General features: G+C 55.7%; 23 protein-coding genes, 1 tRNA gene and 1 pseudogene. 11 read left to right on the top strand and 14 right to left on the bottom strand.

The window, feature by feature from the left end; translation table 11 throughout:
* Positions 1-556: 556 nt before the first annotated feature.
* Together EV660_RS17985 and EV660_RS18875 are read right to left on the bottom strand one after the other, a co-directional pair.
* Positions 557-1,459 (bottom strand): glycosyltransferase family 2 protein, encoded by a 903-nt coding sequence (locus EV660_RS17985; protein WP_084634772.1) that lies wholly within the window; start codon positions 1,457-1,459, stop codon positions 557-559.
* Positions 1,460-1,994: 535 nt separating this feature from the next.
* A complete protein-coding gene (locus tag EV660_RS18875; RefSeq protein WP_211116220.1) occupies positions 1,995-2,372 on the bottom strand; it encodes a hypothetical protein in 378 nt (125 codons plus the stop codon).
* Positions 2,373-3,372: 1,000 nt separating this feature from the next.
* On the opposite strand from EV660_RS18875, the gene EV660_RS17975 reads away from it, so the two are divergent.
* Together EV660_RS17975 and EV660_RS17970 are read left to right on the top strand one after the other, a co-directional pair.
* Positions 3,373-4,260: a hypothetical protein gene (locus EV660_RS17975; RefSeq protein ID WP_134014125.1), complete on the top strand. Its 888-nt coding sequence runs from the start codon at positions 3,373-3,375 to the stop codon at positions 4,258-4,260.
* A 144-nt stretch (positions 4,261-4,404) separates the two neighbouring features.
* The gene (locus tag EV660_RS17970; RefSeq protein WP_071480129.1) at positions 4,405-5,223 is read left to right on the top strand and encodes a capsular polysaccharide synthesis protein; all 819 of its coding nucleotides are present in this window, start codon (positions 4,405-4,407) and stop codon (positions 5,221-5,223) included.
* A gap of 429 nt (positions 5,224-5,652) precedes the next feature.
* Here EV660_RS17970 and EV660_RS17965 read toward each other — a convergent pair whose 3' ends face one another.
* The 7 genes and pseudogenes from EV660_RS17965 to EV660_RS17940 form a co-directional block, all read right to left on the bottom strand.
* Entirely contained in the window at positions 5,653-6,423 is a 771-nt protein-coding gene (locus tag EV660_RS17965; RefSeq protein WP_084634770.1) for a sulfotransferase family 2 domain-containing protein, read from the bottom strand.
* 234 nt (positions 6,424-6,657) lie between these two features.
* A pseudogene (locus tag EV660_RS18980) lies at positions 6,658-6,995 on the bottom strand (IS5/IS1182 family transposase); the annotation flags it as partial.
* 409 nt (positions 6,996-7,404) lie between these two features.
* A tRNA-Gln gene (locus EV660_RS17960) sits at positions 7,405-7,479 on the bottom strand.
* A gap of 422 nt (positions 7,480-7,901) precedes the next feature.
* Positions 7,902-8,774 (bottom strand): 3-hydroxyisobutyrate dehydrogenase, encoded by an 873-nt coding sequence (gene mmsB, locus EV660_RS17955; protein WP_071480127.1) that lies wholly within the window; start codon positions 8,772-8,774, stop codon positions 7,902-7,904.
* A gap of 2 nt (positions 8,775-8,776) precedes the next feature.
* The gene (locus EV660_RS17950) at positions 8,777-9,820 is read right to left on the bottom strand and encodes an enoyl-CoA hydratase/isomerase family protein (RefSeq protein ID WP_071480126.1); all 1,044 of its coding nucleotides are present in this window, start codon (positions 9,818-9,820) and stop codon (positions 8,777-8,779) included.
* Positions 9,820-10,962, bottom strand: coding sequence for an acyl-CoA dehydrogenase family protein (locus tag EV660_RS17945; RefSeq protein WP_071480125.1), 1,143 nt, complete (start codon positions 10,960-10,962; stop codon positions 9,820-9,822). The genes EV660_RS17950 and EV660_RS17945 overlap by 1 nt, the downstream gene beginning before the upstream one ends.
* Positions 10,963-11,096: 134 nt before the next feature.
* Entirely contained in the window at positions 11,097-12,596 is a 1,500-nt protein-coding gene (locus tag EV660_RS17940; RefSeq protein WP_071481970.1) for a CoA-acylating methylmalonate-semialdehyde dehydrogenase, read from the bottom strand.
* A gap of 117 nt (positions 12,597-12,713) precedes the next feature.
* Here EV660_RS17940 and EV660_RS17935 point away from each other — a divergent pair, with 117 nt between their 5' ends.
* On the top strand, positions 12,714-13,607 hold the full coding sequence (locus EV660_RS17935; protein ID WP_071481969.1) for a LysR family transcriptional regulator: 894 nt from the start codon (positions 12,714-12,716) through the stop codon (positions 13,605-13,607).
* Positions 13,608-13,619: 12 nt separating this feature from the next.
* Here the strand turns inward: EV660_RS17935 and EV660_RS17930 are convergent, their stop codons facing one another.
* Both EV660_RS17930 and xth read right to left on the bottom strand, forming a co-directional pair.
* Positions 13,620-13,961 carry a PilZ domain-containing protein gene (locus tag EV660_RS17930; RefSeq protein WP_071480124.1) on the bottom strand — a complete coding sequence of 114 codons (342 nt, stop codon included), beginning with the start codon at positions 13,959-13,961 and terminating at the stop codon, positions 13,620-13,622.
* A gap of 89 nt (positions 13,962-14,050) precedes the next feature.
* The gene (gene xth / locus EV660_RS17925) at positions 14,051-14,860 is read right to left on the bottom strand and encodes an exodeoxyribonuclease III (protein WP_071480123.1); all 810 of its coding nucleotides are present in this window, start codon (positions 14,858-14,860) and stop codon (positions 14,051-14,053) included.
* A gap of 273 nt (positions 14,861-15,133) precedes the next feature.
* On the opposite strand from xth, the gene EV660_RS17920 reads away from it, so the two are divergent.
* From EV660_RS17920 to ureG, 8 genes are all read left to right on the top strand, one after another.
* Positions 15,134-15,940 carry an urease accessory protein UreD gene (locus EV660_RS17920; RefSeq protein ID WP_071481968.1) on the top strand — a complete coding sequence of 269 codons (807 nt, stop codon included), beginning with the start codon at positions 15,134-15,136 and terminating at the stop codon, positions 15,938-15,940.
* 10 nt (positions 15,941-15,950) lie between these two features.
* Positions 15,951-16,262 (top strand): urease subunit gamma, encoded by a 312-nt coding sequence (locus EV660_RS17915; protein ID WP_071480122.1) that lies wholly within the window; start codon positions 15,951-15,953, stop codon positions 16,260-16,262.
* A gap of 3 nt (positions 16,263-16,265) precedes the next feature.
* Entirely contained in the window at positions 16,266-16,571 is a 306-nt protein-coding gene (locus EV660_RS17910; protein WP_071480121.1) for an urease subunit beta, read from the top strand.
* Complete coding sequence (gene ureC, locus EV660_RS17905) at positions 16,572-18,290, top strand: urease subunit alpha (RefSeq protein ID WP_071480120.1); 1,719 nt, start codon at positions 16,572-16,574, stop codon at positions 18,288-18,290. It abuts the gene before it with no gap.
* Positions 18,291-18,435: 145 nt separating this feature from the next.
* Positions 18,436-18,669 carry a hypothetical protein gene (locus EV660_RS17900; RefSeq protein WP_071481967.1) on the top strand — a complete coding sequence of 78 codons (234 nt, stop codon included), beginning with the start codon at positions 18,436-18,438 and terminating at the stop codon, positions 18,667-18,669.
* Positions 18,666-19,166, top strand: a complete 501-nt coding sequence (locus EV660_RS17895; protein WP_071480119.1) for an urease accessory protein UreE — start codon at positions 18,666-18,668, stop codon at positions 19,164-19,166. Before EV660_RS17900 ends, EV660_RS17895 begins: the two co-directional genes overlap by 4 nt.
* A 5-nt stretch (positions 19,167-19,171) precedes the next feature.
* Positions 19,172-19,807 (top strand): urease accessory protein UreF, encoded by a 636-nt coding sequence (locus EV660_RS17890; protein ID WP_071481966.1) that lies wholly within the window; start codon positions 19,172-19,174, stop codon positions 19,805-19,807.
* Complete coding sequence (gene ureG / locus EV660_RS17885; protein ID WP_071480118.1) at positions 19,804-20,433, top strand: urease accessory protein UreG; 630 nt, start codon at positions 19,804-19,806, stop codon at positions 20,431-20,433. Before EV660_RS17890 ends, ureG begins: the two co-directional genes overlap by 4 nt.
* Before the next feature lie 175 nt (positions 20,434-20,608).
* Here ureG and EV660_RS17880 read toward each other — a convergent pair whose 3' ends face one another.
* The 3 genes from EV660_RS17880 to EV660_RS17870 all read right to left on the bottom strand — a co-directional run bounded on the left by EV660_RS17880 (position 20,609) and on the right by EV660_RS17870 (position 26,241).
* The gene (locus EV660_RS17880) at positions 20,609-21,079 is read right to left on the bottom strand and encodes a hypothetical protein (protein ID WP_134014123.1); all 471 of its coding nucleotides are present in this window, start codon (positions 21,077-21,079) and stop codon (positions 20,609-20,611) included.
* Between the two features lie 442 nt (positions 21,080-21,521).
* The gene (locus EV660_RS17875) at positions 21,522-24,956 is read right to left on the bottom strand and encodes a PAS domain S-box protein (RefSeq protein ID WP_071480116.1); all 3,435 of its coding nucleotides are present in this window, start codon (positions 24,954-24,956) and stop codon (positions 21,522-21,524) included.
* A complete protein-coding gene (locus EV660_RS17870) occupies positions 24,949-26,241 on the bottom strand; it encodes an FIST signal transduction protein (RefSeq protein ID WP_084634767.1) in 1,293 nt (430 codons plus the stop codon). The genes EV660_RS17875 and EV660_RS17870 overlap by 8 nt, the downstream gene beginning before the upstream one ends.
* Positions 26,242-26,248 lie beyond the last annotated feature (7 nt).

Raw genomic sequence — 26,248 nt, 5'->3', positions numbered from 1 at the left:
CCGCGTCGCGATGCCCCTCCACCAACTGGAGATAGCGTCGACCGCCTGATTTTGAGATGCGCGTATACATTGGGCTAACGTTAAGTCCGAATACGTCAAATATGCAAGCGATTGATTACCAAAACGTGTTACAACAAGGCTTCACCAGAACTGGAGGCTCGGGGACGGTAACTCATTGAAAACTATAGCATCGGAAAACTGCAGATGGTGAATTTACACAATTTGCTGTCGAACTTCGGGGGCTTTGCTGCGCAGGGGCAAGCGTGTTGCCCGCTCTGGATTTCCGTGGGCATGGACATCGGTGCGTATTGTGACATGGCGCTCTAGCCTCTGCGCTGGGCTGTATCAGACCCCTGCACTAATGATCCCGATAGTCGTTGTAACTGCCATCAGGATACAACTCATACCACCCTTGGTCGGTCTGACGCTCAAAGTAGACCGCTGCTCCCCCGAGCACCGAGATCGCTGGCGCCAACCGTAGCAGTCGTGCCTTAGCGATCGCTCGGGCCATAACTCTGCGGCGTTGATCAGCCAGTTCAGCAGCGCGATAGGTCAGTTATCTTCTCGACCGCAAGGAAACAGAACGTCTGACAAGTCTAATAAACTCTTTTGTAGTTCGTATCGTTATCGGGCCTTGCAAAAAAAACATGGCTGACTTCCAAATTGGCCTCGTTCCGGCAGGCGCTTTCGCATCCCACATCAGCTGTTTTCGTACTGCAAAAATATGCTGGAATCTCCTGAATCTTTTCCCCTGATTAATGATATTATTCTCACTGAATGAGATCAACGCAGGATGTTCCATACTTGTATCAAAATTTTTAACGGTAATTCCACTATTACGAATATCCCAAACAGCCGTAACCTCTGGGACCAATACGACGCGTTTGGCATTGGCCAATAATCGCGGCCAAAGCTCAGAGTCACCACCACGCAGCCAACCGCGATCCTCAAAAAAACCACCTGATTGCGTGAAAGTCTCTCGCTTAATAGCCACAGCGTTGATATGGAAAATATCTTTTTCACTAAGATATTGCATCGCCTCTGGGGCAGTCAAATCTTTCATAGAGGAAGAACAGATTCGCTCAGTCTTTTTTCCTATCTTTTCGAAGCCCGTAAAAAAAAGTGGAACATCTGGAAACTTCGCTATGGCTAATCTAACTTCTTCAAGATGATGTGGAAGCCAATAATCATCGGCATCAAGGAAGGTCAGCCAGTCCGTGCAGGCATGCATAGCACCAAAATTTCTCGCCGCATAGCCTCCTCGTCCTGGATTTTCTCTGCTCAGTATCTTGATCCTAGTATCATCAAATGACCGAACAATTTCCACGCTCCGGTCAGATGAAGCATCGTCTATCACCAAAACTTCGAAGTTCTTAAAGCTTTGATTAAGAACAGAAGTAATGCATTGATGAATGTGCTGTTGCTTGTTGTAAAGTGGAATAACAACAGAAAAGCACATATCGCGATCTCTTTCCAAACCTCTCAGTTTCACACCTTACCTCGTCGATTACAAAAAAAGTAAAACTGCATCGCTCCCCCCCCAAATTGCACTTCATTAATAAACACTTTTTCCATTTATTCAAATAAAAAGACTTCGGTATTTCAGGGGCATACAGGGCTTTGTTGCACAAGTTCGGAGAGGGATTTCGTGCTTGAATCCAGCAGGGTACCACCGCCGAAGTCGCGCAGGGACGAAGATGCGACTTTCGTCAAACTCCTTGGCCAAGGCCTCATGGTCAAGACTTCGACCGACAGATCGCTGAGCTTTAGATCCGGATGCGATACTGAACCGCTACAGCGCTCCTAGCATACCCGTCACGGAACCCGTAAGAAAAGTGTGCCCGGAGAAAACGGAAGCGCGCTCAAACCTCGATTTGTGCTATAAATCCGAATCGTTTACGAGCAAATGGCGAGGGCCGCTGGAATAATCCAGAGCGTGTTTGCGATTTTATGGCACACTTCACAAGGAATTAACGCGACCCCTGAAACGTGCGTCATTTAAAATGGCGCAGCCTGCCGAGAATCGAGCGACGTTGGTATGAATCCGCTTTGTTCAGCGCGGCATTGTGTTTGATATCCCACTCAGCAAGAGCTGCTTCGAGGTTGCCCGAAAGTTCGAGATGCGCCCATAGCTTTTCTGTATCATCGCATGCAGACTCAAGCCTGAATTCCATTTTGTTTGGCTTGTCCTGCAGAAATAGGCGGATATTCTCCGTGACCGTATCGACGTAGTCGCGTGCGAATTCATAGGGAGAGATATCCTTTGGGAGTTTCGATGTATTTAGCAAAATGCCGCGCGCATAAGCTCTCATAATGCCCTTGTTGATGCGCTGCTCATAAGATCGGGCCACTGCCTCGGGATCGCGGGTCAAATGAATGTAGAGCGCCCGTTTTCCAAAGGCCCGGTCCAATCGGCCGAGTATCCAAGATAGCCGATTGTCAGCTTCAATATGCCAACACGGGTAGTTCAATCTGTCTGGGCCAAGTAGATGACTGCGGGTCTCATGGCCACTTGTCCAGTTCGACGCGTGCTCGAATGCTCTGGTAAAAGTTGTGGAACCGCATCGCCCGGTGCAAAGGACAAAGACGTTCTTAACTTGCGTATTTTGACGCATAATGGCTCGCCCCTCTTTTCGCCTAGCAATAAGGCATCCGCGCGCGGCGCACAATAGCGCGAAGACTTGAGCCGACTCTCCCAATTTGTGTTCTGGCGAACGCGAATACCGCCTGGTCTTCTCTCCAGAGAGGCGTTTTTGGTCCGGAGTGATGCCAGCAGTCGCGCAGACTGCTGAAATCGAGCGATTCGGGCCGCGAAACCACCGCGTTGTAGCCCGGAGGCGCCGTATTTCTGCGCGGAGGGCAGACCTGCGCTGTCGCGCTTACTCGTTCTCAAGCAATTCACCAACCACCGTGTGCTTGGTGGATAGGTTTCTTTCATATCGACATCGGCGCGGTGCAGACGGCAGAGGGCAAGCTCTTCTTATCTTTAGACACTGTTCACACCAGCGAATTTGCTGTTGTTCAAATGGATGGACGGCAAACAGGAGAGCTGGCCATGACCGCGCAACCTTGGTTAATCGTACCAGTCTCTGTGCAATTGAAGGGGCACACCCCCTCGACACTGGTCAGGTAAAACCCTAGACTCGCAGCCCGAAGGCCCCATATGGCCTCATCAAGAAGCCGCTATCAGCCCCACCTGACATCAGAGACGCTGCATGAAACCGGCGGACAACTTGTTTGACAAACACCGATAATGCTCTGTACATTGCGTCACCTCAGTGGAAAGAAACCTGTTCAACCAAGATAATCGAGCGATCCAATTTGTCATATTTGGGTCACATGAGTGGATAACAGTTAATATGGTTGAAGTACGTGATTAAACTGGTACCTTACAGAATACCTGACCGCATCGCCTTACTGCGGGATTGTTTAGTCGGACCGCCTGTGTTACCTTATCTTGAGGTTCCGGGCGAGAACATCTACTCTCATAAGTGGAACCAAAACTACAAGACCCACGCATTCGCCCCGAACCTGAGGTTTATTCATATTGGGAAATGCGGCGGCACGACAATAATGGCAGAGTTTTTCGAGCAGGGGATCTATCTAGAGCAGGATCACCTTCGAAAACCACGTCAGCTCCCAGGTTGGGTTTTTCTATGGGTTCGACACCCAATCACCCGGTTTGTATCTGCATTTAATTTCGCAAAATCTCTTGTGGAATTTGACCCAAGCGGCCTTGATCCCGACAAGCTTACCCTAGATAATTGCCCAGAACCTGGGAGAATACGCAAAAAGATAACTCAAGGATATACGTTCACGCCAGAGTATGACGCACTCATCACTAAGTTTGAAAGTGCCAATGCGCTTGCAGAAAGTTTGTCGAGCTCTGAACCACGGCTGGAAAATCAAGCTGAAGAGCTGTTCTGCCATCCGAAAGAACATATTTCAAAAGGAATAGGCTTCTATCTTTCAAATGGACGCTGGGTCGCAAGAAATAGCCGGAGAATTCTTTTTGTAGGGTGCCTAGAAACAATGACGCAGGATTTTCGTCGGCTAACTGATATATTGGGCTGGGAAAACCTAGCGCAAACAATTCCTTCTCATCGGCGCTCTGGCTCTCCAAACTATAGCACCGACCTGTCGCCAACCGCCAGAAGGAATCTTGTTGCGCGCTTCCAGAAGACTGAGTATCCCGCGCTTCAGGCGCTAGTGAAATATGGGCATCTTACTCGTGAAAGGATTGATGAGTATATGAAGTGAACTCATTAGCCCTGTCCTTGCAAGGTTTTAGGTTACCCTAAAGTGCGAAAGCTGTTCTAGACTTGGTGCAAATGAATGCATGTGTCGGTTCGCCCTCAATTATACAATGCAAGTTAAGAAAGCGACTTGGGCTGGAGGCATAGAATGGCTAGAAATATTATTCGAGACATATTTACCTCAAATCTATTGAGAAGGATAACTCGGAAAGTAGAGAAGTCAAAGCATTGGAGGCAAAACCCTCCCATCCAATCATTAGAAAGAAAAATTTGGATATATTGGGCACAGGGATTGGAAGAGGCCCCAGAGATTGTTCAGTACTGCATCAACAGTTGGAAGCAGCACAATCCAACCTGGGACATCGTTTTTTTGGATGATCGAACAGTAGGCAACTTTATCAACGCATCTGACTTGAATAAAAGGATAAATAGGACTGCTTATTCAGATATTTTGCGTTGCCGTCTATTGAGGCAGTATGGTGGTGTTTGGGTGGATGCGACAGTTCTTTGCACCAAGCCTCTTGATGACTGGCTCAATGCGTTGATGTATAGTGGCTTTTTCGTGTATTCATGGCCGACGTCGGACCGCCCTATTTCGAGCTGGTTTATGGCTTCAGTTAAGGGTGGGAAGACTATAACGCGACTCACCATTGAGGTTGACGACTATTGGAGAAATAATCGTTGGAAACCTTCAACATATTTTTGGCTTCACTCCATATTTTTATATCTCATTGTCATAGATGCAGATTTCAAGAAATCTTGGAGGATGATGCCGAAAGTGAGTGCGGTTTTTCCACTTATGTTGCAGCGTTTTTTGTTGGGTTACATTCATGGTGATTACATCGATTCAATTCTTTCGTCGCCAGTCCACAAGCTTACATGGAAAAAAGAATTAACTGTTTTTCAATTGGAGAAAACTCTTGCTAGAGGGCACAACATCAATCAGCCCATATCAAGCGGCCTTTAGCAGGCTGTCGAAATAATCCCGCCTCGACAGCGGTTTGAATTCGTCATTCACTACCTGTCAGATCTTACGCCGAGGGTGTCGCGACAAGATACGCTCTTCTAGATAAAAGTAGCTGAACAACTACCCGCCCGTCTCGTCCGTACCGCGGGCCTTCACCCCCGCAATGATCACGCCAAGGGTGAATCGTGCTCACAGATCGCTGTCGAGACAGAAGTATTTCAGCAGCCTGTTAAGACCTTACTGCCAGGGCACAGGGGTTTCGGGATCGAGGGCATTCCTGGCAAGTTCTGGCCAACTATCTGATAACAAATCGGCTATCATGAAAATGGGGTCCCCGGAGGCGACGTCGGGTGCTTATTGAAGGGATAGAAACCAAAACGGTGTTCTCGCCCCCGATAAGTAGATATGAACTTTCCCAATCAAAGCCAGTCACGATAGTGGGTCTGGAAACTCTGTCGAATAGTTCAGCGCCTCGAAATCCTTGGCGTAAATGCGACGAACGATCTCGACCCTTTCTGGGGTATAGAACTGTGTCAGCTTGCTGCTCGCATTTGTTTCGTGCCCCCGATAGGTTGGATAATACTCCTCCAGCGCGCCTGCAGGCACATTCAGCCCACGCCCCTCCAGAAAACGACGCATGCTGCTGCTATACTCTTCAAAGCGGATAACAGTGTCATATTTCTCCAGTGGCAGCATCATCAGCTTTACCTGCAAGTCCCAGTGCTGGTCGCCCGTCAGGCCACCGTTTTCCAGCCATTTCAGGAATTTCCCAAAACCCTCTGGTGTCATGTCAAACACGCCATGAGCTTGTTGATAGTGCTTCTTTTTCATCTTACCAAGAAAGGCAGAAAGCACTCGGGAGTAGGGGTTTCTGATAATAATAAACAGGTTCAGATCACCGATATTCTGGAGTTCTTGAGCGGACAGATCAAAGTAAAGCCTCATCCCGGATTTGGCAGCATTGCCCTTGACCACTTCACCAGTTGAAAGCTGCTGCAACAGGATCATCGTGGACGTATTTGCATTTTTCTTGATGCGGTTATAGGCAAGGCCAAGCTCGGGGAAAACGGCTACACGGCGTATCGCAAACATCCTCACAGGGCCATAGTTTGCTCTTAAAGCCAGAGTTCCGCGAGCGCCCTTTGCCAAGAGCTTTGCTGCGCGCAAAAACTTGGTCACGACGTTTTTTTGTTTGGACATAAGCAGCCTTTACTATCTGGTCGTTGAGAAATGTCATACTACTAGAGAGGCCCGCTGTGATACAGGCGTGACGCGACACTTTTCTACTAAAGTCGTGGTTTACCCCCTGCCGCCAAAAGAAGCAATCCACTCAGCCGACACTTGTGTTTAGCTAGCAGTTTAACACTTAGATAGCCCCGCAACTCTGTTGCGCAAATCGGGTGGAAGACAGGGTTTCGAAATCCCCGGGCAGGCTCATCCCACGGTTTCCGTGACGGGGATACCGTGAGCTGTGAAGCGAATGAGCGGAGCGATACGGATATGGAACTCTACGACCCGACGCTCACAGTCCCTCGCGCTCTAACATTGCCTGAGTTGCTTCACTCAATGATTTTTGGTCTCGACACGGTTTCGGCGGCAACTCCCCGTTCCATCGTCGGCAGATGGCCCGCCCAACGCGCTTCGATGAGCGCGGGATCTTGTTCCGGGCAATGGCTTCCGGCGATGTCGGGCTGCGAGGGTTTTGGGTTTAGGTGCGCCAGGATGATCGCTGCCATCCTACGCGCGGCGATGACGTCATGGCACTTGCAGGTAACATGGACGCGCGCTCAAGCGCATTTCTGTCGCGCCGCTCGGAGAACTGCAAGAACGCCGCAGTGACGAGGGGCCATATCACCCGACTGCTCCCCCCTAAGCGCGCAGGCATGCGTGCGATCCTGCATCCACCGTTCAAGCTATTTTCGGCTGCTTTCCGGCGGGGCCTCAGCCCAGCGCGCCGCATCGATCTGCGCATGGTGTGGTCGGGCCGTGCCATCTCTCGCCCCTCTGGTTCAGGTCGGAGGGCGCGAAAAGCCTGTCGCGGATCGGGGCGGCTCAAGGGGCGATTATGGCCCCTGTGATGCACCGATGTGATGCAGTCCTGTGTCGCAGTTACCCCGAAAACAGGGGGTCACTGGGAATCAGGCCGCATTCCGCATTGTATATCAATAACTTAGGAAAGACTGGCTGGGGTGGTAGGATTCGAACCTACGATACACGGTACCAAAAACCGATGCCTTACCACTTGGCTACACCCCAACTCTGCGGCGGGTTTTATCCAAGCATGCGCGGGGCTGCAAGCCTATTCTTCGTACAATTTGGCAACAATTCAAGTTGCGTTTCATGCAAGGCAGAGTCGCCTTCATACGCTAGATCGGCCTACAACCGACAGGTGCGAACAAACAACGTCACAAACCAGGCCGATGCGTGTTGTGTGGCCTCGAAGCTTTTCAGACACGCAAAACAAGCAGTCATTCTACGAAAAACACCTGCCGCCTTGCTCTCAATGCGCTTGAAGAGAGCCTAACAGGTCAACGTCATCACGCCTGATGATTTGATTCGCAGAAGCGCCAGACAGCCGCCAAGAGGCGCGCCGTCGCGGCGCAGGCTTCGCCCGACGCGCTTCGCCCCTTATCTGGCCCGCTGGCTGAAGGTCATTGCAACAAAGCCTGCCCCCTCGTTCAAGACCTGCTGCGTGACACAAATCTTGGCAGAAGAGCAGAAAAGTCGCGGCCCTTGCCATCCTCGTTATCGACAAAGCTGGCATATAGCTCAGTAGCCCGTGCGCCCATCGGTGTATCGGCATTGACTGCTTCGGCTGCCTGCTGCGACAGGCGCAGATCCTTCAGCATCAACTCGGCCGCGAAACCCGGTTTGTAGTCGTTATCGGCCGGGCTTTGCGGGCCAATGCCCGGCGCCGGACAATAGGCATTCATCGACCAGCTATATCCTGAAGAGGTCGAGACGACATCGAACATCCGCGCGCGGTCCAAGCCCAGCTTGTCAGCCAGCGCGAATGCCTCGCAGGTCACGGCCATGGTGGCACCAAGGATCATGTTATTGCAGATTTTCGCAGCCTGTCCCGCGCCTGCCCCCCCGCAATGCACAGCCTTCTGCCCCATGATCCCGAACAATGGCTCCACAATTTTAAATGCCGCATCGGGTCCGCCGACCATGAATGTCAGAGTGCCCGCGCTTGCGCCGCCAACGCCACCGGACACAGGCGCATCCAGAGCGCCAATATTCGACGCCTGCGCCAGCTTCGAGACAGCACGGGCACTGTCCACATCGACGGTCGAGCAATCGCACAGCACCGCGCCCGCCTTCATCGCCGGGATGACCTGTGCAGCGACATCACGCAAAATCGCGCCATTGGGCAACATGGTCACAACAACATCGGCATCGCGCGCGGCCTCCTGCACATCTTGCGCGGACGTAACCCCCTCGGGACAAGGGGCGACAAGGTCGAACCCTGTCACCTCGTGACCTGCGCGGGCAAGATTGGCGGCCATGGGCGCGCCCATGTTTCCTAGCCCGATAAACCCGATTTTCATATCTACTCCTCCTCAATTATCTCGAATGTCAGTTCCTCTGATCCTAGCGCGGCCAGCATGGAGTTGACCTCCGCCTCGGTCACATCTGCAAGGCTGGCATGTCGCCAGCGCGGGTTGCGGTCCTTGTCGACAATGGCAGCCCGGATTCCTTCGAGGAAATCTGCGTGCTCCATCGCACGCCATGTGAAACGATATTCCTGCGCCAATGCCTCGCGGATACTGGACGCGGGACCAAGATTGTGCAGCATGGCAAGCGTGCAGGCCATCGCCAATGGTGAATTGCGCCGCAACGCCTCAAGGCTCTTGGCGGCAAAGGGACCCTCCATATCGCCAAGCTCTCGCGCGATCGCCACGACACTGGTTTGCATGAATGCTGCGTCAATAACCTCTTGATGCGCGGCGAATACAGGCTCCGGCGCGGGCGCAGCTTCCAGCGCAGAGACATCGCCTGACGCTATCAATTGAGCTTTCGCACCTTCCCACAAATCTTGCGGGATAAACATATCAGCAAAGCCTGCGCGCATCGCATCTGCCGGCCCCATGCGCGCCCCGGTCAAGCCCAGATAGGCCCCCAGCCCGCCCTTGGCGTGCGCCAAAATCCACGAACCGCCCACATCGGGCACCAGCCCTATTCCACATTCAGGCATAGCAACCTGGCTGGACTCTCCCACAATCCGATGACAGGCATGGCATCCCACGCCGACCCCGCCACCCATGATGAACCCTTGCAGGAAACTGACCACAGGCTTGGGATAATCTGCAAGGCGCGCATTCATGCGGTATTCGTCGGCCCAGAACTGGCGTCCATAGGTAAAATCGCCCGCCATTCCTGTAGAATACATCTTGGCAATATCGCCACCAGCGCAGAATGCCTTGTCACCTTCGGCATCTATCAAAACCAGGGTGACCGTTTCGTCGCTGACCCACGCTTTCAGCGCTGCATCAATCGCCAGACACATATCATAGCTCAGCGCATTCAGTGCCTTGGGGCGGGTCAGCGTTATCCTGCCCGCGCGCCCTTCCTTGCGAATCCATATATCCGCCATCAGCGTGCCGCCAGCATTTGCCGCGCAACGATCACACGCATGATCTCATTAGTCCCTTCCAGAATCTGGTGCACGCGCAGATCACGCACCAGTTTCTCGACCCCGTAATCCGCCAGATACCCGTAACCGCCATGCAACTGTAAACACTGGTCGGCAATCCGGCTGCCCGCCTCGGTCACGAATTTCTTGGCCATCGCGCAATATTTGGTGGCATCCGGTGCGCCCTGATCAAGCTTCCACGCAGCCTGCCGCAAAAACACCCGCGCGGCCTGTAACTCGATCTCCATATCCGCCAAGCGAAATTGCAGCGCCTGAAACTGGTCAATCGTCTGGCCAAAAGCGCGGCGCTCGCGCATATAAGCCAGCGTCGCATCAAGCGCCGCCTGCGCGCCGCCCAGCGAACAGGCAGCAATATTAAGCCGGCCGCCATCAAGCCCCGCCATCGCATAGCTGAACCCCCTGCCCTCTTCCCCCAGCAGCGCGTCGGCCTCCACCCGGCAATCATCAAGCTGCACTTGCCTTGTGGGCTGCGATCGCCAGCCCATCTTGTCTTCCAGCCCGCCAAAACTCAGCCCCGGCGCGCCATCCATCACCACCAGCGCAGAAATCCCGCGCGGCCCCTCTTCACCAGTGCGGGCCATGACGATATAGGCATCCGAATAGCCCCCCCCCGAAATGAAGGCCTTTGTGCCGTTCAACACATAGCCCGCATTGTCGCGCGCGGCCCGCGTCTTCAGCGCGGCGGCATCGGAACCAGACCCCGGTTCGGTCAGGCAATAGGACATGAAACACTCCAGCCCGACCACGCGCGGCAACAGCTCCTGACGCATCTGGTCTGACCCGAATTTGTCGATCATCGCCGCACACATGTTATGGATCGACAAAAACGCCGCAACCGACGGGCAGGATTGTGACAGGGCCTCAAAAATCAATGTCGCATCCAGCCGCGACAGCCCCGCCCCGCCCGCTCCTTCGCGCACATACAGCCCGCCAAACCCCAATTCCGCGAATTTCGTCCACAAATCTTTCGGGATTGAACCCTGTGCCTCCCAGTCACGTGCAAATGGGGCAATATGCTCATGCCCGAAGGCCAGCGCCATATCGTATATGGCCTGAGATTCTTCGCTCAGATTAAATTCCACAGCATCCTCCCTGCTTCAATCCAATCCGTTTATGGCTGGAATCTTTCTGTAATATTTCACCTTTGTCCAAATATCCTGCGGGGGTGAATTGGCCGCAGGCCAAGAGGGGGCCGCACAGGCCCCCTCCCTTTCATTTACTCCATCGCCTTGAAGTTGAAAGCCGCACCTTCCTTGATACCCGAAGGCCAGCGCGATGTGACGGTCTTGGTCCGGGTATAGAACTTGAAGCTGTCCGGCCCGTGCTGGTTCAGGTCGCCAAAGCCCGATTTTTTCCACCCGCCAAAGGTGTGATAGGCCAGCGGCACCGGGATCGGCACATTGATCCCCACCATGCCGATATTGATCCGGCTGGCAAAATCACGCGCGGCGTCACCATCGCGGGTGAAGATTGCCGTGCCGTTGCCATATTCGTGATCCATCGCCATGCCGATGGCCTCTTCATAGGTATTTGCGCGCACCATCGACAAAACAGGGCCAAAGATTTCCTGCGTGTAAATGTCCATATCTGTGGTGACATGGTCAAACAGATGCGGGCCTACGAAAAAGCCGTCTTCGTAGCCCTGCAGACTGAAATCGCGCCCGTCAATGACCAGTTCTGCACCCTGTGCTATCCCGGTTTCCACCAGCCGCAAGATGTTCGCTTTCGCCGCCGCCGTGACAACCGGGCCGTAATCCACATCATCACCAGCCGTCCAAGGGCCGACTTTCAGCGCCTCGATCTTGGGCACCAGCCGCTCGCGCAGCGCTTCTGCCGTGCCTTCACCCACCGGCACTGCGACCGAAATCGCCATGCACCGCTCACCCGCTGCGCCGTAGCCTGCGCCTACCAGCGCGTCAGCGGCCTGGTCCATATCGGCATCAGGCATGATGATCATGTGGTTCTTGGCACCACCAAAACACTGCACACGCTTGCCATTCGCGCAGCCGCGCGAATAGATATATTGCGCAATCGGGGTGGACCCGACAAAGCCAACCGCCTGAACTGTTTCATTATCAAGGATCGCATCAACGGCATCCTTGTCGCCATTGACAACCTGCAACACGCCATCAGGCAGGCCTGCTTCCTTGAAAATCTCGGCCAGCATCAGCGGCACGGACGGGTCGCGCTCGGAGGGCTTGAGGATCATCGCATTGCCACAGGCCAGCGCCGGGCCCATTTTCCATAGCGGGATCATGGCGGGAAAGTTGAAGGGCGTGATGCCGGCAACAACCCCCAGCGGCTGGCGCATGGAATACATGTCAATTCCGGGACCGGCGCTATCGGTAAACTCGCCCTTCAGCAGATGCGGTGCGCCAATGCAGAACTCGATCACTTCAAGCCCACGCTGAATATCCCCTTTGGCATCGACAAAGGTCTTGCCATGCTCGGATGACAGCTTTTCCGCTAGCTTGTCCATATCACGGTTGATCAGGCCCACTGCAGCCATCATGACACGGGCGCGTTTCTGCGGGTTGGTTGCGCCCCATTTGATCTGCGCCTCTGCGGCGCGGGCAACCGCATGATCCAGCTCTTCCTTTGAGGCTAGCGGGACACGCGCCTGCACCTCACCGGTCGCCGGGTTGAAGACATCAGCAAAGCGGCCGGACTGGCCCGCAACACGCTGTCCGTCTATCCAGTGCGAAAGTTCTTCCATCTCATCCTCCTCAAGGTGGTTCCGGCGCATGATAGGCTTGCAAATTCGCCCTTGGAATAGGGAAATTTCCAAATTGGCCTTGCAAAATTGCAAGGGGATGTCAGTGTCGGCAGCATGATTGATTGGGATGATATGCGCGTTTTCCTCGCGCTGGCACGAATGGAAAGCCTGGGGCGCGCGGGCCAGCAGCTTCGGCTTGACCCTGCCACTGTAGGACGGCGCATCGCGCGTCTGGAAGAAGGGCTGGGGCGGCGTCTGTTCACCCGCTCACATCAAGGCTATGCGCTGACAGATGAAGGCGCGCGCTTGCTGCCGCATGCTGTCGCCGCAGAAAACACCATGGCCGCCGCCGCACAGGAAGCGGGAGAGGCCAGCACCGGGCTAAGCGGCCAGATCCGGGTCGGCGCGCCGGATGGTTGCGCCAATTATCTGTTGCCTCAGGTCATCGCAACCATATGCGAGGCAAATCCCGCGCTGGATGTCCAGATAATCGCCCTGCCGCGCGTGTTCAACCTGTCCCGGAGAGAGGCGGATATGGCCATCGGCGTTTCGGCGCCGCAAACTGGGCGGCTCAGCGTGCAGAAAATCAGCGACTATCACCTGCATCTGGCTGCCTCGACCGATTATCTGTCGCGCCATCCGCCCATCACGCAACTTGCCGATCTGCGCCAGCATCGGATCATCGGTTATATCCCCGATATGATTTTCGACAGCGAGCTGGATTACCTCTCGGAACTGGGGCTGGAGCGTGTGGCACTTGGGTCCAATTCAGTTGCCGTTCAATTCAACTTCATCCGCCATGGTGCAGGGCTTGGGGTTGTGCATGATTTTGCCCTCCCCTCTGCACAGGGGCTTGCACGCATCCTGCCGGACCAATTCAGCCTGAAGCGCAGCTTTTACCTGATTCGTCATCTGGATGATCGCCGTGTCAGCCGCCTCAACCGCTTTGCCGAAATCCTGCACAAGGCGATCCGCAAGGAACTCACCGCGCTGGAAGGGCAATTGCAATAACGCGTGCAGCGATCACTGCATCCGTTTCGCGCTGCTTAGCTCGTGGAATGTCGAATCGAACCGCAGCCGGCCTTTATCATTTCCAAGAACTGCGCGCAGGAAGCGGGCAATCTCATCGCGCCCGGTATCCAACTGAAACTGCGCGCCGCAGGTCAACCCTTGCGTCCAGACAATCTTGACGAAGAAGACTGTTCCCTTTGAATGAATTTTTACAATCTCGCCAACCTCGATATTCTTGGCGCCACTTAGCTTGACCCCCTCAAGCGACACATCTTCAATACGGACAAGATCACTTTGTGTACCCCGGATAAGCTGACCGGTGGCATTTGAAACAGAACGCTTACTATGACGCATGGAACACTACCCTACTACCCTTCAAAAACACCGGAAGGATAGCAGATTAATCTTTAAAAGTGATTAACGTATCTCGCCAGCGATCGTCATCAAAGCGCTAGCTGTGCCCAGATCGGCACATGGTCGGACGGTTTCTCGCCCGCGCGCACCTCACTGTCGATACGGCAGTCCGCAAGCAGGTCAGCGGCATAGGCATTCAGCAGAATATGATCAATCCGAATGCCGTCATTGCGCTCGAACGCGCCCGCCTGATAATCCCAGAAGGTATAATGCCCCGGCCCACTGGTCCGAACGCGGAACGCCTCGGTAAAACCCAGATTCAGCAAGCGGCGATAGGCCTTGCGCGACTGAAGGCGAAACAAGGCGTCATCGCGCCAGGCATCAGGGCGGGCCGCATCTTCGCTTTGCGGAATGATATTGTAGTCGCCCATCACCGCCAGCGGCATTTCCAGCGCCAGCAAGTCGCGCAATCTTGCCTCCATGCGGCGCATCCAGCCCAGCTTATAGGCATATTTGCCGCCCTCAACCGGGGTGCCATCGTCCTGCAATTCCACCGGGTTGCCATTGGGTAAATACAGCCCCGCCACACGAAGTGCTGCGCGATCCGTGCTGACTGTCGCTTCGATCCAGCGCGCCTGCTCATCGCTTTCATCTCCGGGCAGGCCCCGCCTCACATCTTCCAGCGGCAGCTTTGACACGATGGCCACACCGTTGAACCCTTTCTGGCCATGTGTCTCAAGGTTATAACCCCGATCTTCGATGACAGCGCGGGGAAAAGCCTCATCTGTCGACTTTATCTCTTGCAACACCGCAAGATCAGGATGCGCATCGTCCAGCCAGCGCCCAAGCGCCGGGCCGCGCGCTTTGATACCATTAATATTGAAACTCGCGATTTTCATCTGCCTTGCCCCGTCATTCCTTAGGCGGACACTGCCACTCCCGCGTGCAATCAGCAAGTCAGGAAGTCACATGTATCGACTGTCAATTTTCTTGCTAAAAATACTCTCGCCGAAGGCGGCGCGAAGCGCATTTTTCAGATCGCCCAAAAAATGATCACACCGCTTAAATTTCACGCATAGCATAGCACCCCAAGACCTGTTCACGGCGCAGACGGCCCGCATGGATTGCGCAGATCATCTGCGTCAAGACATCAGGTTTCTGAGGGGATGCAGATGAACGCACAGCCAATGCTCAGTACGCACCAGCGCAGCGTAGGCCATGCCAGCGCCCGTTTTGCGCAGCGCTCTGGTCGTGCCGCACTTCTGGACCTGCGCCAGCAGGGGTCCGCCAAGGCGATCGCACTGGCTCCCTCGGAAATCGTGTTTCTTAACACATCTGGCGGGCTGACAGGGGGTGACAGGCTGGACTACCAGCTGTCGCTTGGCGCAGGCTGCCGGATGACAGCCACCACACAAACCGCAGAACGTGCATATAGCAGCACCTCGGGTGCGGCACGCATGAATGTTGACATGCATCTCGGCGAAGGCGCGCATCTCGATTGGCTGCCACAGGAAACCATTCTGTTCGACACCGCGCAACTGCGCCGCCGGTCCCGCATCACACTAGCGGAGAATGCAACCTGCCTTATGGCTGAAACAGTTGTGCTGGGCCGCGCGGCCATGGGCGAGACTGTGAGCGCGCTGGATTTCCATGATTGGCGTCAAATCAGCCGTGGCAACGCGCCCCTGCATCTGGAAGCGCTGGTTTTGAATACAGCCCGCCTTGCCGCAGGCGCGGCGGGTCTGGATGGCGCGCGCGCTTTTGCCACAGTTGTCATGGTCGCGCCCAATGCCGCCGATGCGCTTGGCCCTGTGCGCGCGATCCTGGGCGATACGCAGGTGCGCGCAGCAGCCTCGGCCCTGCAAGAGCGCCTTGTGATCCGCCTGATGGCCCCCGATGGCTGGCCCTTGCGCCGCAAGCTTGCGGAAATTCTGACCCTGCTGCGCCGCGCGCCCTTGCCGCGCGTCTGGCAAATATGAGGAAGGCTCGATGTTTCTGAACCCCCGCGAAAAGGACAAATTGCTTGTCTCTCTTGCTGCAATGGTCGCGCGCAACCGGCTTGCGCGCGGCGTGAAGCTGAACCACCCCGAAGCGATTGCGCTGATCACCGATTTTGTGGTCGAGGGAGCGCGCGATGGGCGCAGCGTTGCAGACCTGATGCAGGCAGGTGCCCATGTGGTCACAGCCGACCAATGCATGGCGGGCATCCCCGAGATGATCCATTCCGTTCAGGTCGAGGCCACATTCCCTGATGGCACCAAACTTGTCACGGTTCACCACCCGATACGCGAAAAGGACTAAGCCATGATCCCCGGTGAAATCATCTGCCCCGAGGGCGAGATAGAGGTCAATGCAGGCCAGCCCGTCACCACGCTGGAAGTGTCCAATACAGGCGACAGGCCCGTGCAGGTCGGCAGCCATTATCATTTTGCCGAAGCCAATATCGGCCTTGCCTTTGACCGAGAGGCCGCGCGCGGCCAGCGGCTGGACATTCCCGCAGGAACCGCCGTGCGGTTTGAACCCGGCCAGACCAGAGAAGTGCGCCTTGTCCCCTATGGCGGGGGGCGTGTGGTCTACGGGTTCAATGCCAAAGTCATGGGGGCGCTGTAAATGTCATACAGGATTGGGCGTGACGCCTATGCCGATATGTATGGCCCGACCGTGGGCGATAAGGTTCGTCTGGGCGACACAGACCTGACTATCGAGGTCGAGCGCGACCTGATTGTCGAGCGCGGTGGATATGGCGAAGAGGTCAAGTTCGGCGGCGGCAAGGTCATCCGCGACGGTATGGGCCAAAGTCAGGTCACCCGCGCTGACGGGGCAATGGACACGGTCATCACCAACGCGCTGATCGTCGATCACACCGGCATCTACAAGGCGGATGTGGGCTTGCGTGACGGGCGCATCCACAAGATCGGCAAGGCGGGCAATCCCGACACGCAACCCGGTGTCGATGTGATCATCGGCCCCGGCACAGAGATTATCGCGGGCGAAGGCAAGATTCTGACCGCTGGCGGGTTTGACGCGCATATTCATTTCATCTGCCCGCAGCAGATTGACGATGCCCTGCATTCCGGCCTGACCACCATGCTTGGCGGCGGGACTGGCCCTGCGCATGGCACACTGGCCACGACCTGCACGCCGGGGCCGTGGCATCTGGGCCGGATGATGCAGGCAGCGGATGCGTTTCCGATGAATTTGGCCTTTGCAGGCAAGGGCAATGCCGCGCTTCCCGCCGCGCTGCACGAACAGGCGCGCGCAGGGGCGGCTGCGTTCAAGCTGCATGAGGACTGGGGCACGACCCCTGCCGCAATCGACACGTGCCTTTCTGTCGCCGAGGAAACCGATGTGCAGGTGATGATCCACACGGACACGCTGAATGAATCCGGTTTTGTAGAAAACACGCTCAAGGCCATTGCGGGCCGCACAATTCATGCGTTCCACACCGAAGGTGCCGGAGGTGGCCATGCGCCCGATATCATCAAGGTGGTCAGTTCGCAGAATATCTTGCCCAGTTCGACCAACCCGACCATGCCCTATACCGTCAACACGATCGAGGAACACCTCGACATGCTGATGGTCTGCCACCATCTGGACCGCAAGGTGCCCGAAGATGTCGCCTTTGCCGAATCCCGCATCCGGCGCGAAACCATCGCGGCGGAGGATATCTTGCATGATATGGGGGCTTTCTCTGTCATTTCATCGGACAGTCAGGCCATGGGCCGCGTGGGCGAGGTGATAACCCGGACATGGCAGACCGCCCACAAGATGCGCCAGCAACGCGGCCGGTTGAGTCAGGAGACGGGGGAAAACGACAATTTCCGCGTGCGCCGCTATATTGCAAAATACACCATCAACCCCGCCATTGTGCATGGGATGAGCCACCATATCGGCAGCATCGAAGAAGGCAAACGCGCCGATCTGGTGCTGTGGCACCCGGCGTTCTTCGGGGCCAAGCCGGATATGGTGCTTATGGGCGGGTCAATCGTGGTTGCGCAGATGGGCGACCCGAATGGCTCTATCCCCGTGCAGCCCATGCATTCGCGGCCTATGTTCGGCGCATTCGGTCGTGCGGTAGAACGCTCTGCTGTCGTCTTTGTCTCCAACGCAGGCCAAGAGGCCGGCATCCGAGAGACACTTGGCCTTGCCAAGGATACGCTTGCCGTTGAAGGGTGCCGCGGCATTCAGAAATCAGACATGAAGCTCAACAGCGCGACACCCCATATCGAAGTGAACCCCGAAACATATGAAGTGCGCGCAGACGGTACATTGCTCACGTGCGAACCGGCCCAAAGCCTGCCTTTGGCACAGCGTTACTTCTTGTATTGAGGGCCGAATAATGCGCATAAATCCGCACCGGCAATGTGGCCTTTCTGCACCGCAGCAAAATGTGAACAGGCCAGCCGCAGCCAGCACGGAATATTCATGTTATATCTCTATCAGGGAGGGTGTCCTATGCCTGATGGAGATGCCGATGCCGCTTCGTCCCGCAAATTCCCGGCTCAGCCCGCGCCAGTCCTTGCAGCTTGACTGGTTTCTTGCCGGAACTGGCCTTGGCTGCAACCCCGCGCTTGACCGCCCCGCCCGCGAGGCAGAATTTGCGCGGCTTGCCGCCCTGCCCGATGGCGCGTTGCGATCTATGGGCTTGTCGCGCAACGACCTGCCCGCACATGTTTACCGCGACCTCTTTCACACAGGTGTTTCATGACCGACCTCCCCCCCCTTCGCCGTTTGCTGAAATCGAAACCCGAACATTGCGATGGGTCCGTCATACTGGATTATGACGCCCGCCTGATGCGTCGCAAACGCCTGATGACGGCACAGGGCCGCGGCTTTCTGGTGGATCTGGCCGAAGTCACCAATCTGGATGAGTGGTGGGGGTTCGAGTTGGAGGATGGCACCACATTGGAAATTGTTCCCGCTGACGAAAGTCTGGTCGAGGTGACAGGTGATCTGGCGCGTCTGGCATGGCATATCGGCAACCGCCATACGCCTTGCCAGATCGAAGAAAACCGCCTGTTGATACGCCATGACCATGTGATCGAAGCAATGCTTGCGCAGCTTGGGGCGCGGATGCGCCACCTGACCGGCCCCTTCACCCCAGAGGGCGGCGCATATGGGCACGGGCGCACAATGGGACATGATCACGGTTCGGCGCATGGCCATTCTCATGACCATGACCACGATCATGCCCATGCGCATTAACCATGCTGGCCACAGAAACCCTGACATTGCAGCACTGGCTGTCCCCTGCCTTTCCAACAGGGGCATTCGCCTATAGCCACGGGCTGGAACAGGTGGTCGCCCGCGCCGAAGTATCCGACGCATCCGGGCTGGAACTGTGGCTGGCTGACGTTTTGCGCTTTGGCAGCGGGTGGCAGGATGCGGTGCTGCTGGCTTGTGCACTGCGTGACGGCGCTGACCTGACTGCGCTGGATGCGCTGTGCGATGCCTTGCAACCCTGTGCCGAACGTATGCAGGAAACACGCGAGCAGGGCGCTGCTTTTGCAAGAACAGTGGGGCAGATCACGGGCCGCGACCTTTGCCCCCGCGCGCTGCCCATTGCTGTGGCCGAAGCCGCCCTGCCCCTTGGCTTGCCACCACAAACGGTGATTGCGTTCTATCTGCAAACATTTCTGACCAATCTCATCACGATCGGGATCCGGCATGTGCCTTTGGGGCAAGGCGAGGGGCATGGCGTTCTGGCTAGATTGCTGCCACTGGTCCAAAAGACGGCACACGCCGCCAGCCTTGCCTGCATGGACGATCTGGGCAATTCTTGTCTGGGCGCCGATATGGCCGCAATGGAACATGAAACCAAGGAAATAAGGTTGTTTCGAACATGAGCAAACACGGACCTCTGCGCGTGGGCATCGGTGGCCCTGTGGGCGCGGGCAAGACGACTCTGACCGAGAAACTGGCGCGCGCGCTTGCGTCGCGCTGTTCGCTGGCGGTCATTACCAATGACATCTACACCCGCGAAGATGCGGATGCGCTGCTGCGCGCACAAGTGCTGCCTGCCGAGCGTATTCGTGGTGTCGAAACCGGCGGCTGCCCCCATACCGCCATTCGAGAAGATGCCAGCATCAACCTTGCCGCAGTCGCGGATCTGACCCGCAACATCCCGGAACTTGACCTGATCCTGATCGAATCTGGCGGCGACAATCTTGCCGCGACCTTTTCACCGGAACTGGCAGATGTGACGATCTATGTCATCGACACGGCGGCAGGGCAGGACATTCCACGCAAACGCGGGCCGGGATTGACAAAATCTGATCTGCTGATCGTAAACAAGACCGATCTTGCGCCCCATGTCGGCGTTGATCTGGTGCAGCTAGAGGCAGATACACGCGCCGCCCGTGGAACGCGCCCATATGTATTGGCACGCCTGCGCGACAGTTTCGGCGTTGAGGAAATTGTCGCCTTCCTTCAACGCGAGGGCGGCTTGACCCTGCAAAAACCTGCGGCCTGATAGTAAAGTCAGGCGCAAACGTCATTACAGGTAGCATGATATTTCCTGCGGCAGTTTTGCGGGATTATTCCGCCGTTCAGCCGCCCTATGCGCAGAACAAAGGCCGCCGCGCATCACAGCGCCACGGCCCTACGTTTCACATCTTGTTGCAACCAACCGAAGTCCGCAACGCAGATCAATGCTCTGCGTGCGATCCTGTCCTGTGCGAAATCGCATTCTGAAGCGCACCCTTCAGGCGCTGCGTTGTAAGCGGCGCACGCAGCGTTGCGTCACAGATTGCCGCACGCTCTCTTCCAAGATCATCCCCGCGCACCTCAGAAGAAACAAGGACAACAGCGATTTCAGGGTATCTGGAGCGGAAGTTATATAACGTGTCCACGGCATAGATAAGGTCATCTATCGCATCGAGGTTCAGAATGATCGTGGAATATTTCTGTACCATCGCAGGTGTTTTGGAAAAGAAATCTGCAATTTTGCCAAATGCAAAGGTCGCGACATCTATCTGCGTCAGCATTTCACACATACGCAATTTTACTTGCGCATCGAACCCCAGCAGCATGACATTTGCTTCAGTGACCGGATCCGTATCGAGCTGGTCCATCATTTTGTTCAGAAGGCGCTCAATATCTTCTGGAATGAGGGTCATTGGGTCGTTGGCGAACTGCACGTCCCGGACAGCTGGAAAGACCTGGGCTTTTGACCATTCATTAAACATTTTCACTGCGAACTTCCTTTCATCCGCTTGTAGTCCGACAGAAAAAGGCTCGGCGACAATTTCATTGCAACAGTCTCGCAGCCATGCACACCTGAGAGTTGTTCAACCCTCAAGGGATCACTTCAGTCCCGGGAAATCCGGGCGCGATGCGCATCACAAAAATAACTGTTTATTTACAATGTCTCGTCGGCGTTTCCCCAAGCTGAACGGTGCCAATATTAACCTTAATGAGCCAAACTAACATCTTGGTAAACGGATGTGTTACGACCATAGGTTGCAGCTTGCGATCTTTGGGAAACCGAAAGAGGGAAATATCACCAAGCTCCCTAAAGGGAGTGGCAAACAACTTTCCGGTGTACTTCGTGGACGGAAATCAGGCGGAAACAGCCGCCCTGACATGGCGGATCAGCGCAATCGCCTCTACCGGCTTGGCCAAAATGCTGTGAAACAACTGCCGATTCTTTGCGGCATGATCTGGCAAGGCCGTCACAAGAACACAGGGCACCGGCGGATCAAGGCGCGCAGCCGCTTTGGCGATATCAACACCTGTGATGTCGATCATGTCGAAATCCGTCACAACTGCGGACCATAGGCCGGGATTTTCTGCCAAAAGGTCCAGCGCTTCTTGCGGGTCCGAGACTGCGACAGTTACAGCACCATCAGTCTCCAGCATTTCTGAAAGCACATCGCCAACATCTTCGACATCATCAACAACCAGGATATGGTGTCCGGTCAGCTTTGCGGCACTGGCAATTCTTTCGGCAAAGTGGCCACGATCCTTCGGGAGAGGCTCTTTCTCAGGCCAGGCGACTGTCACTGTAACGCCTTTTTTCGGCACGCTGTCGAACCACAAGGCACACCCATTGTCGCGCAATATTCCGGCAATGATCGCCAGCCCCATCCCGGTGCCAGCACTTCCCTTGGTGGTAACGTGGCTCTCAAACAAGCGATCCGCTATTTCCGGGTCCAGACCATCACCTGTATCGGACACCTGAAATACTGAATAACCCAAGTCAGCATTCAGTTCACCAACATCGGGCATCCGGGCCGGGATGCAATCACTACCCATGCCCATCGCGATGCTGACATGGCTGGTGCCATCAGCCGAAGATTCGCAGGCATTCAGCATAAGGTTCAAGATAACTTGCAGCAACTCGGTCTGGTTTGCCCACACTGGCATAGCAGCACCGGAAAAATCGACCATGATCCCATGTTTCTTGCGCCGTTCCGAGCCAAGAAGGTCAACTGCTTCTGACACGACATTTCGCAAGTCGAGCGTGGCGCGAGTTGCTTTGGGCCGGGTGCTGCTTCTTAGGCCGGCAACAAGGTCTTGTGCTGCATCCATTGCACGCTTGATACGGGTCAGGCCGGATTGAATTTCAGCGCTGCCTTTGCACTGCCCCTCAAGTAGCGACACGGTACCAGAAACAACAGCAACCAGATTGTTAAGATCATGCGCGACACCGGAGGCCAGATGCGCGATCGTTTCCCGCCTTTGGGCAAGCTGCAAATCATCGCGCAGGCGTGCTTGTTCTATTTCAAGGCTTCGCTTTTCGGATATGTCCCGCGTGAAGCAAACCAAACCACCGTCATCGGCAACGCTTAATGTCACTTCTTGCTGAACATGTCGTCCATCGCGGTGCAGCCCCGTCAATTCACCCCGCCACGCCCCTGTTGCCGCAAGTTTTGGCCATTCATATTTCATGAAACGGAATTTTTCTTCGGGCGATACAAAGTTCTGCCAGCTTAACTGGCTGATATCTTCGTGCGGTTCGACCCCGAACATCTCTCTATGGGCTGCATTCATGAAAATATAGCCGCCCTTGGCATCACTGATTGCGATCCCGTCACTTGCGGTTTCCATCGCCAGGGCGCGCACCCGAAGTGCGCGTTGATGCGCTTCCTGAAGTTCCGTTATGTCTGTCTGAACAGACACAAAACCGTCCAGCCGCCCTTCCTCATCGGTCAATGGCTGGATATCTTTTGCAATCCAGTAATCTTCCCCGGCGCGATTGCGGTTGAGCAACTGGGCCTGAACCGGCTTACCCTCGCGCAAAGCCGTGCTTATCCGCTGAAGCGTGTCGCGATCTGTCTCTTCGGTTTGTAGGAAATCTGCTGGATTGCGGCCCTCGATCTCAGCCAGTTTCCACCCGCTCCGGCTCTCGAAGGCGGGGTTGACCCAGTCGATCCGCCCTGCTGCATCCGTAATGATGACAAGGTTTGACGTCAGTTCCGCAATGCGGCCGAGGCGTTGGATCTGGCGCTGTTGCCGATAGGACTCGGTAATATCATGGATCAGGAAAACAAACCCGCCCCCGCCGCCCCCCTCGGACTGGGCGCATTTGCCTGCGGCAGACACTTCGAACCAGCGCTGTTCCCCACCGACAACCATGGGATACCGAAAGCCGTTCGCATAGCCCTCTTTTTCCACGGTTGCCATGATCTTGCGCATAAGCTGTGCAAGATGCGCAGGCAGCACCTCTTCCGGCAGGCGGTGAAGCACCTCTTCCAGCGGATAGGCGGGTGGTAGCTGCGCCCCGGCCCCATAACTGACGAAACGCCCCTCGGCATCCAGTTCCAGCAGCAGGTCTGGAATTGCCGCAAGCGTGGCCTGAAACCTGTCGCGTTCTTCGCGCAGACGCGCATGTGCATCGCGCGCCCGCGCCTCGGCGGCTGCACGATCCATGACCACGCCTATCGCATTGGCCACCGACTGCAACAATTCAATCTCTACCGGCAGGAATTTGCGGGTGCTTCGCACGGCATCATATCCGACAAACCCCGTCAGCTTACCATTCAACCGCATGGGCACCGCCAAAAGCGACTGAATCCCCTGCATTTGCAAGACCTCTCGCACGACAGAGTCTTCGGGCAGCGCGTTGACGTCGGGTATATCGACCGGCTCTCCGGCTTCGAATGGCCCGCGCCAATCCTCCAGCATCGAATCCGGCATATCCTGCAATTCATCGATCATGGGTTCGATGCCATCGGCAACCCATTCATGCGTATTGTCCAACCGATCCGGGGGCCGCAAGCGAAAGACATAGGTCCTGTCAGACCGGGCAAGTTTTCCGGTCCGGGCGAGCGCGGTGTTTATGGCCGGGTCGATAACCTCGCTGCGCGCGTCCAGCAGGTTGTTGGCAATGTCAACGATATGTCGTTGCCAATCGACAACATGCGCAAAAGCCCTGCTCAGGACATCGAAAGAAGAATCAGAAAAGTAGTTGCTTAGCGGTGAACTGGAACTGCGGTCCACAATGCGCGCCAGCACAGCATTGCGATGTGCAAGGCGAATACGGTCAAACACATTTTTCAGCAGATTCGCGATACGCTGAAGAAGGTCCAGATCCGCGCTGGTGAATTTCGCCACCTCGCCTGACAGCAACAAGATCACCATCGGTTCCTCGTCCGGTGCCTCGACCGGCACCGACAAGCATGACCGGAACTCTCCGGCCTGAAGCGGCATTTCCGGAAACAGCCCCGTCTCGGACAGGTCTGTCACGCGCCTTTTGCGCTGCAAGATAGACGGCTTGATCCGCCATGATGGCAGGCCGAAACCAGGATCCGTTGCCAGCTTGGTCCTGAATGTATCGTTTTCGCCCGTGACCAACAAAACGGCGAGGGTCGCCCCGGTCGCATCTCGGGTGAGTTCCAGAACCTGCTTGATACCCTGCTCGGGCTCTTCACTGGAATGCAGGGCATCAATCGCGGCAAACAGCGTCTTGGCATGACGGGCCGAAATGCGCTCTTGTTTAAGCAGTCGCTCCCGATCTGCCAGAACAGAAAGAAGCTCTTCAGACCTAGACATAGGCCAAATCTGTGGGGCGGGAAGTAGGGTCCGAATCACCCTCTACACCAAAGGTGATACAGGAAATCATCAGATTACCGTGTTCGGAACCACCAGAAAGGGTCTCACCCTGTTCGCCAAAGCTGAAGACACCAAGAAAGGGGGCTTGCTCCAGACCCTCTGCGACCTGAGCCGCGACTTCGTTCATACGCTCTGTCACCGAAAGCATGCACCCACCGCAATAAATCATCAACGCCCCGGAAACCCCCTGTGGAATCTGCCGATAGCTTTTCGACGCAATCCGCCCTGCACGTTCAACCAAACTATCCTGTGACCCATTCATCAACCAGACTTTTTGACCTTCTTGCAGATCGGCGAATAAATCAAGCGTGCCATCTGCATGGCCGACTGCGGGATGCGCCAGAATGTGAAAATCAATGCTATCCACTTGGGTCAATCGGCGCCCCAAGGGAAACATGGTCGACTGTGCAAGGATAGAGGCACTGCCTTCGGCGGGAACCGGAACAGCGCCCTTCGTCCACTCGGCATAAACCTCTCCGGCGGGCCGTCCATCAATGCTGTAGAGGCTGCGTCCTTCTGCGCGCGTGATAGTTCCGTGCTGCTCTGTCGGGGCATAGCCGCTCTCGAATGAGCAGCCAATCGGCACCGAGGGGAACAAGACAGAAACCACCACCGCTTCCGCATGTGCGCCCTCGGCGGTGAACTGACTCCATTTTCCGCTAACGTCATTATCGGCAGAACTGCCACCAATGATCAACGCGGGCGCGCCGGCAACGTCTTTTATGCCTTGCAGCACCTCTTCTTCATGCCCCGGCGCGGCAGTCAGCCAGACAAGCTCAGGTGCTTCACCCATGCGATCGGCCTGTTGTAGCGCCGCGCGCGTGGCAATCGCGGCCGCTTTTCGCGGCGACTGCCCCAAGGGACACGCCCCTGTGCCATATGCACCTTCACGATCCCATATTGCAAAAACCCCGATGGAATTGCCATTCTCGATCGCGGCACCCTTCTCGCTCATTACCCCCAGGCAAGAGGATCCACCGTGAAGTGCCCCATCGCCAAATACATCCTTGGCATTCTCCCAGACAGATTGCGCAGGACGCCCTGCCCCATAGTGCAATGTGACAAAATCCGGCGGATCGGCACGGTTGAACGACAACTGCGCAAGGATCTCCTCAAAGGCTGTTTTCGTATCATGCTGGGTCGCGACCGCAGACACGGCGCGAAAACCGGCACTATGGCCAGCACTAAAGGGTCCCTCAAGGGACTGATCCAGATAATTGTCCATTCCATCA

This window comes from Roseinatronobacter bogoriensis DSM 18756, from assembly GCF_004366635.1.
GTDB classification, from domain to species: domain Bacteria; phylum Pseudomonadota; class Alphaproteobacteria; order Rhodobacterales; family Rhodobacteraceae; genus Roseinatronobacter; species Roseinatronobacter bogoriensis.
Note: the sequence above shows the minus strand (reverse complement) of the source record. Positions and strands in the feature narration are given on the sequence as shown.